Raw genomic sequence first — 17,963 nt, 5'->3', positions numbered from 1 at the left:
TCGAGCGGATGCCGCGGCGGCGCGCCTGCGCGAAGGCGCCGCCTCGCGGCATCCGCTCGCCCGCTCTCAGGGTTCGGCGATTAGCGTGGACGCATGAGCGCATCGGAACCCGAACCCGAGCAGGTCACCGCCGACGTCGAGACCGGCCGCGCCGGCGAGTCCGGGGCCGCACGCACCGCGACCGCGCCCGACCACGCGGCCGAGGCGCCGCGCGGTGACATTACCGGCGCCCCGGTCGAGATCGCGGATCCCGTCGAGCGCGAGGCCCGCGTCGAGCACGTCGGCAGGTACGTCCCGTTCGTCGCGGGCGCAACGGCCGTCGTCATCGCGGCGGTCCTCGGACTCGTGATCGCCCTGCGCTCGAACGGCCTCCCGTTCGAGCTCGACGAAGAGTGGGCCGAGGACGTCTTCTCGCTGCGGGGCCCGATCGGCGACTTCTTCGCATTCGGCATGGACGCCCTGGGCGGCGGCATCCTCGGCGTGTTCGTCGTGCCGGTCACGATCACGATCATCCTGTTCGCGATCCGACGACCGTGGGCGGCGTTCTACTTCGTCGTGGCCTCGATCGCGAGCGCCGGCCTGGTGCAACTGCTCAAGAACCTCTTCGGGCGGGCCCGGCCGCTGGACATCCTGGTCACCGCGGACTTCGGGTCGTTCCCCTCGGGCCATGTCGCGAACGCGGCCACCATCGCGGTCGCGCTCGGCATCATCGTGCCGAGGCTGTGGGTCTGGGTCCTCGGCGCGGTCTACACGCTGCTCATGGCCGTGAGCCGCACCTACCTCGGAGCGCACTGGATCACCGACACGATCGCCGGCGCCCTGATCGGCGTGGGTGTCGCCCTGCTCGTCTGGACGGTCTTCGCACAGAAGCTCGAGCGCGAGCGGCTCGCGAGGGCGACGCGCATCTCGGAGGAGAACGCCGCGCGTGCGCAGGCCCACGTGACGCCGCCGGCGGTGCCGCGGGGGAGCGTCCCCACGGCGTGACGCGCCGGGACCGCGTCGGGGGCCGGCGCGAGGAGTACAACGTTGTAGACTCGGCGCCAACCGATCGAGGAGGGCCCATGGCTGCGACGCTGCACGACGTGGCGAGGCTCGCGGGCGTCTCCATCAAGACCGTGTCGAACGTCATCCACGAGTACCCGCACATCCGCCCCGCCACCCGGGCGCGTGTCGAGCAGGCGATCGCCGAGCTCGGCTACACCCCGAACCTCACGGCGCGCAGCCTGCGGTCGGGACGCACGGGCGCGATCGCGCTCGCGGTGCCCGAGCTCGGGCTGAGCTACTTCGCGGAGCTCGCGGCGGCCGTGATCGAGGCGGCCGAGGAGGCCGGCGTCGTCGTGCTCGTGGAGCAGACCGGCGGCGATCGCGATCGCGAGCTCGAGCTGCTGCGAAGCCCCCGGCTCAAGATGACCGACGGGCTCATCTTCAGCCCCCTCGGGATGGGCCAGGACGACGTCGATCGGCTCGAGGTCCCGTACCCGCTCGTCGTGCTCGGCGAGCGCATCTTCGACGGCCCGGCCGACCACGTCACGATGCGGAACGTCGAGGCGGCGCGGGCGGCCACCGAGTACCTCCTCGCGAGCGGGCGCCGGCGCATCGCGATCATCGGCGCCCACGAGGGCGAGGTGATCGGCTCGGCCGGGCTGCGCCTGCGCGGATACCGTGAGGCGCTCGATGCCGCCGGGGTGGCGTACGACGAATCGATCATCGGCCACACGACGCTGTGGCACCGCTCGAACGGCGCCCGCTGCATGCGGGAGCTGCTCGACCGCGGGGCCGAGTTCGACGCGGTCTTCGGCCTCAACGACACCCTCGCGCTCGGCGCGATGCGCGTGCTGCAGGAATCGGGCCGACGCGTGCCCGAGGACGTCGCCGTCGTCGGCTTCGACGACCTCGACGAGGCGGGCTACTCCATCCCATCGCTCACGACCGTGGATCCGGGCCAGGCGTGGATCGCCCGCACGGCCGTCTCGACGCTCATGGAGCGCATCGCCGATCCGGATGCCGCGGGGCCGCCGCGCCTGCTGCTCGCAGACTTCCGCATCGTGGAACGCGAGTCGGCGCCGGCCGACCGGCTCGCCCCTGCCGCCGTGCCGACGCGCTGAGTCGCCCGCACGCTCACAACGCCCGACCCGCAGCCGCCGAGCCGTGCGGCGCGCCGCGGCGCGCCCGCTCGCGCGGCCCGTCGGCAGACGCATTCCGACTCGCGCTTGACAACTCGCGCGACCCGCGCAACCATGTCTCTACAACGTTTACTTTACAACGTTGTACAAACTCGGAACTCGCCGTGGAGCCCCCTCGCGGCGTCGCTCGAGCCCCCCGCCAGAGACAACGGTGTCCAACACCGCGAGAGGAAACACACAGCTATGAAGTCGAAGCTCCTTGCCGCATCCGGCGTCGTCGCCGTCGCGGCGGCCGCGCTGACCGGCTGCTCGTCCGGCCCGGCCGAGGCATCCTGCACCAACGAGATCCTCCAGCCCGACGCGACCCAGGTGAGCGTCTGGGCCTGGTACCCCGCCTTCGAGCAGGTCGTCGACCTGTTCAACGAGAACCACGACGACGTGCAGATCTGCTGGACGAACGCCGGCCAGGGCAACGACGAGTACACCAAGTTCTCGACGGCCATCGAATCGGGCTCCGGCGCACCCGACGTCATCATGCTCGAGTCCGAGGTGCTCTCGAGCTTCTCGATCCGGGACGCACTCGTCGACCTCACGAAGTTCGGCGCGAACGACGTGAAGGCCGACTACACCGAGGGCGCCTGGAAGGACGTCTCGAGCGGCGACGCGGTCTACGCGATCCCGGTCGACGGCGGCCCCATGGGCATGCTCTACCGCAAGGACATCCTCGACCAGTACGGCATCGCGGTGCCCACCACGTGGGACGAGTTCGAGGCCGCGGCGCAGGCGCTGAAGGATGCCGGTGCACCCGGCGTCCTCGCCGACTTCCCCACGAACGGCCGCGCCTACAACCAGGCGCTCTTCGCGCAGGCCGGCTCGGTGCCCTTCGAGTACGACAACGCCGACCCGACCTCGATCGGCATCGACGTGAACGACGACGGCTCGAAGAAGGTGCTCGCCTACTGGGACGATCTCGTCAAGCGCGGCCTCGTCGCCACCGATGACGCCTTCACCGCCGACTACAACACGAAGCTCGTCGACGGCAGCTACGCGATCTACGTCGCCGCGGCGTGGGGTCCCGGTTACCTCGGCGGCCTCTCCGACGCCGACTCCGACGCCGAGTGGAAGGCCGCACCGGTTCCGCAGTGGGACCCCGCGAACCCCGTGCAGATCAACTGGGGCGGCTCGACCTTCGCGGTGACGAGCCAGGCCAAGGACCCCGAGGCCGCCGCGACCGTGGCCAAGGAGGTCTTCGGCACCGAGGAGGCGTGGAAGATCGGCATCGAGGAGGCGGCGCTCTTCCCGCTGTGGAAGCCGATCCTCGACTCCGACTACTTCCGCGACCTCGAGTACCCGTTCTTCGGCGGCCAGCAGATCAACAAGGACGTCTTCCTCGACGCGGCGGCCGGCTACACCGGCTTCACGTTCAGCCCCTTCCAGAACTACGCGTACGACCAGCTGACCGAGGAGCTGTACGCGATGGTGCAGGGCGAGAAGACCTCCGACGCGGCGCTCGACGACCTGCAGACCTCCCTCGAGCAGTACGCCGGCGAGCAGGGCTTCACCCTGAAGTGAGCGGATGCCGCGTCCCGGCCCCGTGCCGGGACGCGGCACCCGCATCCGACCGCTCCTCCACCAGAAAGCGATACCCATGACCACGCACACGGCCCTGACGGCGCCCGCACCGGCGGTGCCCGCGGCATCCGCTCGGGGAGGCCGGCGGCAGGGCGGCTCGCGGCTCGAGGCCCGGCGCCAGCGCTGGGGATGGCTGTTCGTGACGCCGTTCCTCGTCGTCTTCGCGCTCTTCCTCATCTTCCCGCTCTGCTACGCCTTCGGCATGAGCCTGTTCACGTCGACGCTCGCCACGGGCACCCGGTTCACCGGCGTCGACAACTACGCCAAGGCGTTCACCGACCCGCTCTTCCTCGAGGGCCTCCTGCGCGTGGCCGCCTTCGCCGTCGTGATGATCCCCGCGCAGCTCATCGTCGCGCTCGCGGCGGCCCTCGTGCTCGACACCCTCGCCACGCGCCTCGCGAAGGCCTCGCGGCTGCTGATCTTCGCCCCGTACGCCATCCCGGTCGTGATCGGCGCGCTGATGTGGAGCTTCCTCTACAGCCCGGGCTTCGGCCCGAGCGCCACGCTCTTCGACCTCGTCGGGCTCCCCGCGCCCGACTTCCTCGCGTCGGGCTCGATCTTCGGCAGCCTCGTCAACATCGTGACCTGGCAGTGGTCGGGCTACTACATGGTCGTCATCTATGCGGCGCTGCGCTCGATCGACCCCTCGGTCTACGAGGCGGCGCGCATCGACGGCGCGAACGGCTGGCAGACCGCGATGCGCATCAAGGTGCCCATGATCTCGTCGTCGATGGTCATGGTGATCACCTTCGCGCTCATCGGCACGCTGCAGTTCTTCACCGAACCGGTCGTGCTGCGCAACATCGCGCAGGGCGCCATCGACGCCGCGTACACGCCGAACATGTACGCCTACTCCCTGGCCTTCTCGTACAGCCAGTTCAACTACGCGTCGGCGATCGCCTTCTCGCTGGGCATCCTCGTGTTCGCCGGCTCGTACGTGTTCCTGTTCCTGACGCGCAAGCAGAGCGGACTCAAGTGATGAGCGTCTTCGCCCCCCGCACCGACGCGCGCGACACCGACGTGCGCGACGAACCCCTGACCACCGCGACGGGCGTGCCCTCGCACGTGGACCGCAGCGTCCGCGAGCGCGGCCGGCGGCTCGGCGGCCGGCGCATCGGCTCGCACGTCTTCCTCGTGATCCTCGCGATCTACTTCGTGATCCCCATCTGGTGGCTCACCGTGGCCGCGACGAAGAGCACCTCCGGCCTGTTCAGCAGCCCCGCCTTCTGGTTCGCCGACCAGTTCGCGTTCGTCGACAACCTCGTGCAGCTCGTCACCTACCAGGGCGGCATCTACTGGCGGTGGCTCGCGAACTCGTTCCTCTACGCGTTCGCGGGCGGCATCGGCGCCACGATCCTCGCGATCCTCGCCGGCTACGGCTTCGCGAAGTACCGGTTCCGGGGTCGCGGCGCCGTGTTCACGGTGATCCTCGGCTCGGTCATGGTGCCGCTCACGGCGCTCGTCATCCCCACGTTCATGCTGCTGAGCCAGTACGGCATCATCAACACGCCGTGGGCCGTCATCCTGCCGAGCCTGCTGAGCCCCTTCGGCGTCTACCTCATGCGCGTCTACACGCAGGACGCGGTGCCCGACGAGATGCTCGAGGCGGCTCGCATCGACGGCGCGGGCGAGCTCCGCACGTTCTTCCAGGTGGCGCTGCCGCTGCTGCGGCCCGCGATCGTCACGGTGCTGCTGCTCTCGGTGGTCGGCACGTGGAACAACTTCTTCCTCCCGCTCGCCGTGCTCACCGACCCCGACCTGCTGCCCGTCACCGTCGGCCTCAACCGCTGGACCGCGCTCTCGAACGCGGGCGCGGGCGGCGAGCAGGTGTGGAACCTCATCACCACGGGCGCGTTCGTCTCCGTGCTGCCGCTCATCCTGTCGTTCCTGTTCCTGCAGCGCTACTGGCAGGGCGGTCTCTCGATCGGCAGCATCAAGTAGCCCGTCGATTCCCGGCCGAACCGATCAAGGCCAGCGGATGCCGCAGCCGCGACATCCCCGCCGAACCACCGCACCCACACAGAAAGCAGCACATGCCCACCGCACGCCTGACCATCGACCCGCACTTCACCGTCGGGCGCGTCGACCGCAACGTCTTCGGCGGCTTCGTCGAGCACCTCGGCCGCCACGTCTACGACGGCATCTACGAGCCGACGCACCCGACGGCCGATGCCGACGGCTTCCGCGCCGACGTCGTCGAGCTCGTGAAGGAGCTCGGCGTCTCGACCATCCGCTACCCGGGCGGCAACTTCGTCTCGGGATTCCGCTGGGAGGACAGCGTCGGGCCGCGCGACGAGCGGCCCCGCCGCCTCGACCTCGCCTGGCACTCCACCGAGACCAACGAGGTGGGCCTGCACGAGTTCGCCACGTGGCTCGACAAGGTCGGCAGCGACCTCATGCTCGCGGTGAACCTCGGCACGCGCGGCACGCTCGAGGCGCTCGACCTGCTCGAGTACGCGAACCTCCCGGGCGGCACCGCGCTCTCGCAGCGCCGCATCGACAACGGCCGCACCGACGCGTTCGGCGTGAAGATGTGGTGCCTCGGCAACGAGATGGACGGGCCGTGGCAGCTCGGCCACCGCTCCGCCGACGACTACGGCAAGATCGCCTCGCAGGCCGCGAAGGCCATGCGCCAGCTCGACCCGTCGATCGAACTGGTGGTGTGCGGGTCGTCGAGCGCGCACATGCCCACGTTCGGCGAGTGGGAGCGCGTCGTGCTCACGCACACCTACGACGACGTCGACTACATCTCGTGCCACGCGTACTACGAGGAGAAGGACGGCGACCTCGGCAGCTTCCTCGCCTCGGCCGTCGACATGGACGGCTTCATCGAGACGGTCGTCGCCACGGCAGACCACGTGAAGGCCGTCGTCGGCAGCGAGAAGACGATCAACATCTCGTTCGACGAGTGGAACGTCTGGTACCTCTCCCGCTTCCAGAACGTCGACCGGATCGAGGGCCTCGACAACTGGCCCGTCGCGCCGCGCCTGCTCGAGGACGTGTACTCGGTCGCCGACGCCGTCGTGTTCGGCAACCTCATGATCTCCCTCATCCGGCACGCCGACCGCGTCACGAGCGCGTCGCTCGCGCAACTCGTGAACGTGATCGCGCCGATCATGACCGAGCCGGGCGGCCCCGCGTGGCGCCAGACCACGTTCTTCCCGTTCTCGATCACCTCGCGACTCGCACAGGGCGAGGCGCTCGAGCTCAAGCTCGACGCGCCCACCTACCGCACGGCCGAGTACGGCGAGGTGCCGCTCGTCGACGCGGTCGCCACGCACGACGCCGACGCCGGCCGCAGCGCGGTCTTCCTCGTGAACCGCAGCCAGGACGAGGCAGTGACCCTCACCGTCGACATCGCCGCGCTCGGCGACGCGTCGGTGCTCGAGGCGCACACGCTCGCCGACGACGACGTGTACGCGAAGAACACGCTCGCCGAGCCCGAGCGGGTCGCGCCGCGACGGAACGACTCCGTCCGCATCGAGGGCGGCGAGCTCACGATCACCCTGCCGCCGGTGTCGTGGACGGCGCTGTCGCTCGGCTGATCCCGCCGCGACAGCGCCGCAGGCGCGGCTCGACCCGTCGCGGCGGGTCGGGGGGCGAGCGGGGGTCGCCCGGCGTCAGCCGGCGGCATCCGCTGCGCCCGTGGCACCGGCCGAGGCGGTCTCGAGCTGCTGCAGCACGCTGGCGGCCACGCTCACCGCGATCGCCGCGGGGTCCTTCGAGCGGATGCCCGCGATGCCGATCGGCGTCGTCACCCGGTCGAGCGCGGCGTCGTCGTGACCCGCCTCGCGCAGCTGCGTGCGGAACCTCGCCCACTTCGATGACGAGCCGATGAGGCCGATGAAGCCGAGCCCGGGCGTGCGCAATGCGGTCTCGACGATCGCGAGGTCCTCGACGTGGTCGTGGGTCATGACGAGCACGTGCGCACCGGCGGGCAACTCTGCGAGGACCGCCTCCGGCACGGGCACGTGGTGCACCCGGATCGTCGCGACGGCGTCGGCGAGGGGCCCGGATTCGCCGGGCACGCCGAGCCGCTCCAGCGAGAGCATCGCCGCGCGCGAGTCGACGAGGTCGAGCTCCAGCTCGTGCCGGGCGAGGATGCGCGCGAGCTCGAGCCCCACGTGGCCGACGCCGAAGATCGCGACGGAGGGGATGACGCGAACGGGTTCCAGCAGCATGGTGACCTCTCCTCCGCAGCACTGCACGCCGTACTCGGCAGTCGTCGACCGGTCGCTCAGCTTCAGGGTGAGCAGCTCGGGCTCGGCCGCCCCCGCGGCGAGCATCGCCCGGGCCCGATGGATCGCCGTCTCCTCGAGGTTGCCGCCGCCGACGGTGCCGAACACGCCGTCGCCGGAGACGACCATCTTCGCGCCGCCGTTGCGCGGTGCATGGCCGCGCACCATCGCGACCGTGACGATCACCGAGGGCGTGCGCTCGGCGCGGAGCCGCTGCGCGGCCGCCAACCAGTCCACGTGCGCCTCCCGGGTCAGCGGTCGAACGGGGTGAGCGTGCGAGCGGCGTCGATCGGCGCCGCCGCCGCGGGGGCCGGCTGCGCGCGGCGCGAGCCGTCGGCGGCATCCGTCGTGCCCGTGGTCTCGGCGGCCCGGCGCGCGTCCTCGATCGCCCAGAACACCGCCTCGGGCGTCGCGGGCGAGGCGAGCTCGACGCTGTGGCCTGCCGCGCCGAACGCCGCGACCGCCTCGCGAAGCGCCTCGCGCACGCTGAGGGCGAGCATGAGCGGCGGCTCGCCCACGGCCTTCGAGCCGTACACGACGCCGTCCTCCGTGGCGCGTTCGTAGAAGCCCACGTTGAACACCTCGGGCATCTCCGAGAAGCTCGGGAGCTTGTAGGTGCTCGCCGACTGCGTGAGGAGGCGCCCGCGACCCGGGCCGTCGGTCTCGTCCCAGCGAAGCTCCTCGAGGGTGAGCCATCCGGCGCCCTGCACGAAGCCGCCCTCGACCTGGCCGAGGTCGACGATCGGTGAGAGCGAATCGCCGACGTCGTGCACGATGTCGACGCGGCGGATGCGGCTCGCCCCCGTGAACCCGTCGACCTCGACCTCGGTGGCCGCCGCACCGTAGGCGAAGTACTTGAAGGGCTCGCCCTGCATCCGGTCGGCGTCCCAGTGCAGTCCCTCGGTGCGATAGAAGCCCGCCGCCCAGAGCTGCACGCGCTGGTCGTAGGCGGCCTGCGCCAGCTCGGCGAACGTCACCGACGGACCCGAGGCGCCGAGGCCCGAGACGCGGCCACGGGAGAACCGCACGTCGCGCTCGTCGACGCCGAGGAGGCGGCCCGCGACGGCGGCCATGCGGTCGCGGATCTGCTCGCAGGCGTGCTTCACGGCGCCGCCGTTGAGGTCGGCGCCCGACGAGGCCGCGGTGGCCGAGGTGTTCGGCACCTTGTCGGTGCGCGTGGGCGCGAGGCGCACCGACTCCAGCGGAACGCCGAGCGCGGTGGCGGCGACCTGCAGCATCTTGGTGTGCAGGCCCTGCCCCATCTCGGTGCCGCCGTGGTTGACGAGCACCGAGCCGTCCTTGTAGACGTGCACGAGCGCGCCGGCCTGGTTGTAGGCGGTGAGGGTGAAGGAGATGCCGAACTTCACGGGCGTGATCGCGAGGGCGCGCTTCGTGTCGGGGTGCTCGGCGTTGAACGCGGCGATCAGGGCGCGCCGCTCGTCGAAGGCGCTCTCGTCGCGGACCCGGGCCCAGATCTCGTGGAGCCGTTCGGCGTGGCGCACGGTCTGGCCGTACGGCGTGGTCTGCCCCGGCTCGTAGAAGTTGCGCCGTCGCAGCGTGGCGGCGTCGATGCCGAGTGCGGGCGCGACGCGGCCCAGGATGTCCTCGATCACGAACATCCCCTGCGGGCCGCCGAACCCGCGGAACGCGGTCTGCGACACCTTGTTCGTCTTCGCGATGCGGCCCTGGGCCACGAAGTGCGGGATCCAGTACGCGTTGTCGACGTGGCACAGCGCGCGGCCCATCACCGGCTCGGAGAGGTCGAGGCTCCAGCCGCCGTCGGAGGTGAGCGTCGTCGCGAGCGCGAGGATGCGCCCGTCGTCGTCGAATCCCGCCGACCATTCGATGTGGAACGGATGCCGCTTGCCCGTCATCGTGAGGTCCTGCGTGCGGTTGAGGCGCAGGCGCACGGGCCGCCCGGTCAGCGTGGCGCCGAGGGCGGCGATCGCGGCGAAGCCGTGCGGCTGCATCTCCTTGCCGCCGAACCCGCCGCCCATCCGGAGCGTCTGCACCGTGACCCGGTTGCTCGGCAGCCCCAGCACGTGCGCGACGATCTCCTGCGTCTCCGAGGGATGCTGCGTGCTGCACTCGACGAACACCTGCCCCTCGGAGTCGACGAGCGCGAGCGAGGCGTGCGTCTCGAGGTAGAAGTGCTCCTGGCCCCCCACCTCGGAGACCCCTTCGAACACGTGCGGCGCGGTGCCGAGCACCCGCTCGGGGTCGCCGCGACGGATCGTGCGGGGGACCCCTTGGAACGAACCCGCCTCGATCGCCTCGGCCACGGTGACGATCGCGGGCAGGGGCTCGTACGCGACCTGCACGGCTGCGGCGCCGAGTCGGGCCGCCTCGGCCGTCTCGGCGAGCACCCAGGCGAGCGCGTGCCCGTGGAACATCGCCTCGCTCGGGAAGAGCGGTTCGTCGTCCTTCACGCCCGCATCGTTGACGCCCGGTACGTCGTCGGCCGTCAGCACCCGCACGACGCCCGGCACCGCGAGCGCGCCGTCGACGTCGAGGGTCACGAGCGCGTGGGCGTGCTGCGACTGCACGGGCCAGGCGGTGAGCACGTCGCTGCGGCGGGCGGCGAGGTCGTCGGTGTAGACCGCGGCTCCCGTCGCGTGGAGCGGGGCGTCGGCGTGGGCGACGGGGGTGCCGACCGCCGGGTCGGCCGGTCGGCCGGCGAGCTCGCTCATGCGGGCACCTCCTCGCGGGGCGCCGAGCGGAACAGCTTCAGCAGCGCCCGGTCGAGCATGACGGCGCGGTACTCCGCGCTCGCCCGGTGATCCGACATCGGCGTGCCCTCGCCGCCCAGCACGGATGCCGCGTCGCGGACGGTCTCGATGCTCCAGGTGCGCCCGACGAGCGCGTCCTCGGTCGCGCGGGCGCGGATGGGCGTCGCCGCGACGCCCCCGAGTCCGATGCGCGCCGCGGTGACCGCTCCCGCATCGTCGAGGTCGAGGGCGAAGGCCACGGCGACGCTCGAGATGTCGTCGAAGCGTCGCTTCGCGATCTTGTGGAAGGCGGCGAGCGGCGCGAGGGGCAGCGGGATGCGCACCGCGCGGATGAGCTCGTCGGGCCGGCGCAGCGTCTGCCGGTAGCCCGTGAAGTACTCCGCGAGGTCGACCTCGCGCTCGCCGCCGGCCGACACGAGCACCACGCGGGCGTCGAGCGCCAGGAGCGCGGGCGAGGTGTCGCCGATCGGCGACGCCGTGCCGAGGTTGCCGCCGATCGTGGCGCGGTTGCGGATGAGCGGCGACGCGAACTGCGGGAACGCCTCGGCGAGCAGCGGCACGCGACCGCCGAGCCGGCGCCCGACCTCGGCGATCGTGAGTGCGGCGCCGATCTCGACGGCGTCGTCGCCGACGGCGAAGCTGCGGAGCTCGGGCAGCCGTTCGACCGCGAGCGTGAGCGCAGCGCGGCGGCCGCGCAGGTTCAGGTCGACCCCCCAGTCCGTCGAGCCGGCGACCACGACGGCCTCGGGCTCGTCGCGCAGCATCCGGAGCGCTTCGTGCAGGGAGGCCGGGCGCACGAAGCGCTCGCCGTCGCCGTCGAGCCGGGTCGCCCGGGCCGCGGGTGCGGGCCGGCCTCGGCGGGCCGCGAGCGGGTCGGCGGGCTCCGGCTCGCCGAGCGCGTACGCGGCGTCCCTGATCGGTCGGTAGCCGGTGCACCGGCAGAGGTTGCCGCTCAGCGCGTGCAGGTCGAAGCCGTTGGGACCGTGGTCGTGGTCGTGGTCGTGGTCGTGCTCCTGCCCGTCGGCATCGGCGGGCACGCGGTCGGCCCGGTAGAACTCGGCGGCCATGCTGCACGCGAAGCCCGGCGTGCAGTACCCGCACTGCGAGCCGCCCGCCTCGGCGAGGCGCTCCTGCACGGGGTGCAGCGCATCGGCCGAACCGAGTCCCTCGCTCGTCACGACCTCCTGGCCGTCGAGCGCGGCCGCCGGCAGGAGGCACGCGTTGACGGCCGTCCACGTCGTGCCGTCGGCGCCGTCGGATGTCGCGAGCAGCACCGCGCACGCCCCGCACTCGCCTTCGGCGCAGCCCTCCTTCGCGCCCGTGAGACCCGTCTCGCGCAGCCAGTCGAGCGCCGTCGTGTGCGCCGAGATTCCGGTCAGCGGACGCTGTCGCCCGTTGACCGTCACGTCGATGTGATCCATGCCCACCCCTCTCGGCGAGTCTACGCCGGGGCTCCTGCGGCATCTCCACGGCGCCCGGCGTGCGGCTTACACCGCGCGGGCTTGTGCGCGATGATGGGCACAGCGTCTGGGCCCAGCTTCCCCGGAATGGAGGACAGCGCATGACCATCGAGATCGCCCGCGACACCGACGTCACGGGCGGCGAGGAGATCCTCACGCCGCACGCGCTCGCGTTCGTCGAGGAACTGCATCGCCGATTCGATCCGCGCCGTCGCGAGCTGCTCGCCGCCCGACGGGCGCGCCGTGCTCGCATCGCCGCGGGGGAGCGACTCGACTTCCTGCCCGAGACGCGCGACATCCGCGAGGGCGACTGGCACGTGCCGCCGCCGCCCGATGCCCTGTCCGACCGCCGTGTCGAGATCACGGGCCCGGCGAATCCCGCGAAGATGGCGATCAACGCGCTCAACTCCGGGGCGCGCGTGTGGCTCGCCGACCTCGAGGACGCCTCCAGTCCCACGTGGGCGAACGTCGTCGGCAGCATCCGCAACCTGCGCGACGCCGCGCTCGGCACGCTCGCGTTCACGTCGCCCGAGGGCAGGGAGTACGCGCTCCGCGACGACCTCCGCCGCCCCACGGTGGTCACCCGCCCCCGCGGCTGGCACCTGCCCGAGAAGCACGTGCTCGTCGACGGCGAGCGGGGGGCGGGATCGCTCGTCGACTTCGGGCTGCACTGCTTCCACACCGCCCGGCAGCTCATCGCGAACGGGCACGGCCCGTACTACTACCTGCCGAAGCTCGAGGGCCACCTCGAGGCGCGGCTCTGGAACGACGTGTTCGCCTTCGCCGAGGAGCACCTCGGCCTGCCGGCCGGCAGCATCCGCGCCACCGTGCTCATCGAGACGATCCCTGCCGCGTTCGAGATGCACGAGATCCTCTACGAGCTTCGCGAGCACGCCTCGGGCCTGAACGCCGGCCGGTGGGACTACCTGTTCAGCATCATCAAGGTGTTCCGCGACGCCGGGCCCGAGTTCGTCGTGCCCGACCGAGCGTCGGTGTCGATGACGGCGCCGTTCATGCGCGCCTACACCGAGCTGCTCGTGCAGACGTGCCATCGGCGCGGGGCTGCGGCGATGGGCGGCATGGCCGCGTTCGTGCCGAATCGCGCCGACCCCGAGGTCACGGCCGCCGCCTTCGAGAAGGTGCGCGCCGACAAGACCCGCGAGGCGAACGACGGGTTCGACGGCTCGTGGGTCGCGCACCCCGACCTCGTGCCGATCTGCCGCGAGGTGTTCGACGGGGTGCTCGGCGACCGGCCCAACCAGATCGACCGGCAGCGGCCCGAGGTCGCGGTCACCGCGGCCGAGCTGCTCGACGTCGCCTCCGCGGGCGGCGAGGTCACCGAGGCGGGCCTGCGGAACAACCTCTCGATCGCCGTGGCGTACACGGCGGTGTGGCTCTCGGGCAACGGGGCGGTCGCGCTGCACAACCTCATGGAGGATGCCGCGACGGCCGAGATCTCGCGGTCGCAGGTGTGGCAGCAGCTGCAGCACCGCGCCGTGCTCGCCGACACCGGGCGCGCCGTGACGCCCGAGCTCGTGCGGCGACTCCTCGACGAGGAGGTCGAGGAGTTGCGCGAAGAGGTCGACCCGGTGCGGTTCGCCGCCCACTACGAGCCTGCCGCCCGGCTCATCGCCGACCTCTGCCTCGCCGAGGAGTACGTCGACTTCCTCACCCTGCCGGCCTACGAGCTGCTGGAGTGAGCATGGCCACGTCCCTCGCCGCGGCGGACCTGGCCGCCATCGACGACCGGCTCGCCGCGACCGACGAGCTGCTCGCGACCGCGTACCCGGGCGACGACGGGTCGCGCCAGCCCGTGCACACGGTCTACGTGCCGGCCGACCGGTTCACGCCCGAACTGCCCGCCGTGTGGGGGCGCGACGCGCTCGCCGCGGTCGATGCCGCCGGCGGACTCGAGGCGCTCGCGGCATCCGTCGGCCTCGACGAGGGCACCGCGGCGGCCGTCGCGCCCCGCGTGCGCGAGAAGCTGGAGCGCGAGCCCATCGAGGACCTGCGCATCGACTTCGAGGACGGCTACGGCGACCGCGGCGACGACGTCGAGGATGCCGATGCCGTGCGCGCCGCCAAGCGGGCGATCGCGGCCGTGGCCGCCGGGTTCGGCCCGCCGTTCATCGGCATCCGCTGCAAGTCGTTCGAGGCCGCGACGCGGGCCCGCGGCATCCGGACGCTCGACCTGTTCGTCACGACCCTCGTCGAGCGGGGCGGACTGCCCGACGGCCTCGCGCTCACGCTGCCGAAGGTGTCGACGGTCGCGCAGGTGCAGGCGATGGCGTACGTGATGGCTGCCCTCGAGCGCGCGCACGGCCTGCCCGCCGGTCGCCTGCGCTTCGAGGTGCAGGCCGAGACGCCCCAGCTCATCCTCGGCGCCGACGGGGTCTCGCCCGTCGCCCGACTGCCCCTCGCCGCGCCCGGCCGCATCAGCGGCCTGCACTACGGCACCTACGACTACAGCGCCGCCCTCGGGATCGCGCCCGCGCACCAGTCGATGGATCACCCGGCCGCGGACTTCGCGAAGCAGGTGATGCAGGTCGCTGTCGCGGGCACGGGCATCCGGCTCTCGGACGGATCGACGAACATCCTGCCGATCGGCGATCGCGCCGAGGAGGCGTGGCGGCTGCACGCACGGCTCGTGCGCCGCTCGCTCGAGCGGGGATTCCCGCAGGGCTGGGACCTGCACGCCAACCAGCTGCCCACGCGGTTCCTCGCGACCTACGCGTTCTACCGCGAGGGGTACGCCGAGGCATCCGCTCGGCTGCGCGACCACCGTTCCGGCGCCGGCGCCTCGGGGGCCGTGCTCGACGAGCCCGCGACCGTGCGCGCGCTCGCCGGGTTCGTGCTGCGCGGCGTGCGCTGCGGCGCGATCGCACCGGCCGAGGTCACCGCCGACACCGGGCTCGACGGGCACGAGCTCGTCGCGCTCGCCCACCCGAGGAGGGCGACGGCATGAACGGATGCCGCGTCGGACTCGCGCACCGCCAGGAGGCACCATGAGCTACTTCACCCCGCAGGGCGGGCTGCCCGCCCAGACCGAGCTCCTCACCGACCGCGCGATCGTGACCGAGGCGTACACGGTCATCCCGAAGGGCGTGCTGCGCGACATCGTCACGAGCAACCTGCCGGGGTTCACGAGGACCCGCTCGTGGATCGTGGCGCGGCCGATCGCGGGGTTCGCCACGACGTTCTCGCAGCTCATCGTCGAGATCGCGCCCGGCGGCGGCGCCGACCGGCCCGAGCAGGAGCCCGGCGTCGAGGGCGTCGTCTTCGTGACCTCCGGCGAGCTCACCCTCACGCTCGAGCGGGAGGGCGAGCGGCACGTGCTCGCGGCCGGCGGCTACGCCTACCTCGCGGCGGGCGAGCGCTGGTCGATCGCGAACGAGGGCACCGAGCTCACGAGCTTCCAGTGGGTGCGCAAGGCCTACGAGCCGCTCGACGGCCACACGGCCACGTCGTTCGTCACGAGCGACGCGGAGGTCGAGCCCGAGGGGATGCCGGGCACGAACGGGGCGTGGGCGACCTCGCGGTTCGTCGACCCCGACGACCTCGCGCACGACATGCACGTGAACATCGTGACGTTCCGGCCCGGCGGCTCCATCCCGTTCGCCGAGACGCACGTCATGGAGCACGGGATCTTCGTGCTCGAGGGCAAGGGCGTCTACCGGCTGAACGGCGACTGGGTCGAGGTCGAGGCGGGCGACTTCCTGTGGCTCCGGGCGTTCTGCCCGCAGGCCTGCTACGCGGGTGGGCCGGGGCCGTTCCGCTACCTGCTCTACAAGGACGTCAATCGGCAGGTGCGGCTCACCGAACACGCGGGCGGCGGGCAGTTCCACAGCGGGATGTTCTCGGGCGGTGAGGTCACGGGCGGCCAGGTCCCGAGCGGAGGGTTCCCCGGCGGGCCGAAGTCCTCCTAACTGTCCAATTGGACAATTACGCTGCCGGCCGCTACGGTCGAGCCATGCGTATCCTCCTTGTCGGCGCCGGTGGCGTCGGAGATGCAATCGCCAAGATCCTCGCCCGCCGCAGCTTCCACGACGCCGTCGTCGTGAGCGACTACGACGAGTCCCGTGCCCGCCGCACCGTCGACTGGATCGCTGCACGCCACGGCGCCGAGGTGGCGGCGAAGTTCGCCACGGCGCAGATCGATGCGAGCGACCCCGAGGTCGTGGCATCCGTCGCCCGTGCCCACCGGGCCACCCACGTCATGAACGCGGTCGAGCCGAAGTTCGTGCAGTCGATCTTCGCGGGAGCGCTCGCCGCGGGCGCCGACTACCTCGACATGGCGATGAGCCTGTCGGAGCCGCATCCCACCGACCCCTACGCCGAGACCGGCGTGAAGCTCGGCGACGACCAGTTCGCGCAGGCCGCCGACTGGGAGCAGGCAGGACGCCTGGCGCTCGTGGGCATGGGTGTGGAACCGGGCCTCAGCGACGTGTTCGCGCGCTACGCGGCCGACCACCTCTTCAGCGAGATCGACGAGCTCGGCACGCGCGACGGCGCGAACCTCGTCGTGCGCGACGAGGCCGGGAACGAGATCTTCGCCCCGTCGTTCTCGATCTGGACGACGATCGAGGAGTGCCTGAATCCGCCCGTGATCTGGGAGAAGGACGCGGGCTGGTACACGACCCCGCCGTTCTCCGAGCCCGAGGTCTTCGACTTCCCCGAGGGCATCGGCCCCGTCGAGTGCGTCAACGTCGAGCACGAGGAGGTGCTCCTCATGCCGCGCTGGGTCGACGCGAAGCGCGTCACCTTCAAGTACGGGCTTGGCGAGGAGTTCATCACCGTGCTGCGCACCCTGCACCTGCTCGGCCTCGACTCGACCACGCCGGTGCGCGTGCGCAGCGAGAACGGCCCGGTCGAGGTCGCTCCCCGCGATGTCGTGGCGGCGGCGCTGCCCGACCCCGCCACGATCGGCCCGCGGATGACCGGCAAGACGTGCGCCGGCCTGTGGGTCACGGGCACCGGCACCGACGGAGCGCCGCGCGAGGTGTACCTCTACCACGTGAGCGACAACGAGTGGACGATGCGCGAGTACGAGTCCCAGTGCGTCGTGTGGCAGACCGCGCTCAACCCCGTGATCGCGCTCGAACTGCTCGCGACGGGCGTCTGGCACGGCAGCGGCGTGCTCGGTCCCGAGGCGTTCGACGCCGAGCCGTTCCTCGAGCTCATGGCCCGCGCCGAGGCCGACGGCGGCTACGGCCAGGCGTGGGGCATGGAGGACCGGCTCGCCCGCTGAGCCCTTCGCGCGCTCGCGCGCCCTGCTCTGCCGCTGACGCGCCCGCGCCCCCTGCTCTCCCGCCGCCCCCGGGCGGCAGGCCGCCTGGGCGGGCCGCCGGGTCCGCCGGAGTGCCGTTTGTGCGTCCGAGGCACGCCGGCGAACGACCTCCGGCGCAGAAACCTCACTCCCGCGTGAGCGGGTGGCCGAGGGACTGCGCGCGGTCGAGCGCGGTAGGGTCCGATCCATGACGGATGCCGCAGCCATCGCCGAGGCGCACGCGCTGGCAGATGCCGCCGACGCGCGCTCGGGCATCGTAACCCGCGCTGCGCGGCCCGAGGAACTCCCCGGCGTGCTCGCCCGCTTCGACGCCACATGGGGCGAGGGCCGCACGGTCGACATCGCCTCGCTGCGCGCGATCGACCACGCGGGCAACACGGTGCTGCTCGCGGTCGAGGCGCCGGGTGCCGCGGGCCGGGCGGACGCCGCGGGCCGGGCGGATGCCGCGGGCCGGGCGGACGCCGCGGGGCGCATGGATGGTGCGGGGCGGGCGG

At 72.1% G+C, this 17,963-nt stretch carries 14 protein-coding genes; 11 read left to right on the top strand and 3 right to left on the bottom strand.

Annotated features, from left to right (window positions below; genetic code table 11):
• Positions 1 to 93: 93 nt before the first annotated feature.
• The 6 genes from EDM22_RS08590 (at position 94) to arfA (ending at position 7,300) form a co-directional block, all read left to right on the top strand.
• Positions 94 to 984, top strand: a complete 891-nt coding sequence (locus tag EDM22_RS08590) for a phosphatase PAP2 family protein (protein ID WP_122936654.1) — start codon at positions 94 to 96, stop codon at positions 982 to 984.
• Between the two features lie 77 nt (positions 985 to 1,061).
• Positions 1,062 to 2,105, top strand: a complete 1,044-nt coding sequence (locus EDM22_RS08585) for a LacI family DNA-binding transcriptional regulator (RefSeq protein ID WP_122936653.1) — start codon at positions 1,062 to 1,064, stop codon at positions 2,103 to 2,105.
• Between the two features lie 261 nt (positions 2,106 to 2,366).
• Positions 2,367 to 3,695: an ABC transporter substrate-binding protein gene (locus EDM22_RS08580; RefSeq protein ID WP_122936652.1), complete on the top strand. Its 1,329-nt coding sequence runs from the start codon at positions 2,367 to 2,369 to the stop codon at positions 3,693 to 3,695.
• 76 nt (positions 3,696 to 3,771) lie between these two features.
• On the top strand, positions 3,772 to 4,734 hold the full coding sequence (locus EDM22_RS08575) for a carbohydrate ABC transporter permease (protein ID WP_122936651.1): 963 nt from the start codon (positions 3,772 to 3,774) through the stop codon (positions 4,732 to 4,734).
• Positions 4,734 to 5,696, top strand: coding sequence for a carbohydrate ABC transporter permease (locus tag EDM22_RS08570; RefSeq protein WP_122936650.1), 963 nt, complete (start codon positions 4,734 to 4,736; stop codon positions 5,694 to 5,696). Before EDM22_RS08575 ends, EDM22_RS08570 begins: the two co-directional genes overlap by 1 nt.
• Positions 5,697 to 5,788: 92 nt before the next feature.
• Positions 5,789 to 7,300, top strand: coding sequence for an arabinosylfuranosidase ArfA (gene arfA, locus EDM22_RS08565; protein ID WP_122936649.1), 1,512 nt, complete (start codon positions 5,789 to 5,791; stop codon positions 7,298 to 7,300).
• Between the two features lie 75 nt (positions 7,301 to 7,375).
• On the opposite strand, the gene xdhC is transcribed toward arfA, so the two are convergent.
• The 3 genes from xdhC to EDM22_RS08550 are packed head-to-tail and all read right to left on the bottom strand — an operon-like array spanning position 7,376 to position 12,143.
• Positions 7,376 to 8,230: a xanthine dehydrogenase accessory protein XdhC gene (xdhC, locus tag EDM22_RS08560; RefSeq protein WP_122936648.1), complete on the bottom strand. Its 855-nt coding sequence runs from the start codon at positions 8,228 to 8,230 to the stop codon at positions 7,376 to 7,378.
• Between the two features lie 14 nt (positions 8,231 to 8,244).
• Entirely contained in the window at positions 8,245 to 10,683 is a 2,439-nt protein-coding gene (gene xdhB, locus EDM22_RS08555; protein ID WP_122936647.1) for a xanthine dehydrogenase molybdopterin binding subunit, read from the bottom strand.
• Positions 10,680 to 12,143 (bottom strand): xanthine dehydrogenase small subunit, encoded by a 1,464-nt coding sequence (locus EDM22_RS08550; protein ID WP_122936646.1) that lies wholly within the window; start codon positions 12,141 to 12,143, stop codon positions 10,680 to 10,682. Before EDM22_RS08550 ends, xdhB begins: the two co-directional genes overlap by 4 nt.
• 140 nt (positions 12,144 to 12,283) lie before the next feature.
• Here EDM22_RS08550 and aceB point away from each other — a divergent pair, with 140 nt between their 5' ends.
• From aceB to EDM22_RS19520, 5 genes are all read left to right on the top strand, one after another.
• Positions 12,284 to 13,882 carry a malate synthase A gene (gene aceB, locus EDM22_RS08545; protein ID WP_122936645.1) on the top strand — a complete coding sequence of 533 codons (1,599 nt, stop codon included), beginning with the start codon at positions 12,284 to 12,286 and terminating at the stop codon, positions 13,880 to 13,882.
• A gap of 2 nt (positions 13,883 to 13,884) precedes the next feature.
• Positions 13,885 to 15,147, top strand: coding sequence for a DUF6986 family protein (locus EDM22_RS08540; protein WP_122936644.1), 1,263 nt, complete (start codon positions 13,885 to 13,887; stop codon positions 15,145 to 15,147).
• Between the two features lie 40 nt (positions 15,148 to 15,187).
• Positions 15,188 to 16,108, top strand: a complete 921-nt coding sequence (locus EDM22_RS08535; RefSeq protein WP_122936643.1) for a bifunctional allantoicase/(S)-ureidoglycine aminohydrolase — start codon at positions 15,188 to 15,190, stop codon at positions 16,106 to 16,108.
• A 44-nt stretch (positions 16,109 to 16,152) separates the two neighbouring features.
• The gene (locus EDM22_RS08530) at positions 16,153 to 17,430 is read left to right on the top strand and encodes a saccharopine dehydrogenase family protein (protein ID WP_122936642.1); all 1,278 of its coding nucleotides are present in this window, start codon (positions 16,153 to 16,155) and stop codon (positions 17,428 to 17,430) included.
• Between the two features lie 226 nt (positions 17,431 to 17,656).
• A partial coding sequence (locus tag EDM22_RS19520; RefSeq protein ID WP_212591916.1) for a hypothetical protein occupies positions 17,657 to 17,963 on the top strand: 307 nt, incomplete at its 3' end.

Source organism: Agromyces tardus, from assembly GCF_003710805.1.
GTDB lineage: Bacteria > Actinomycetota > Actinomycetes > Actinomycetales > Microbacteriaceae > Agromyces > Agromyces tardus.
The sequence above is the reverse complement of the archived record's forward strand: the minus strand, read 5'-3'. Positions and strand labels throughout refer to the sequence as shown.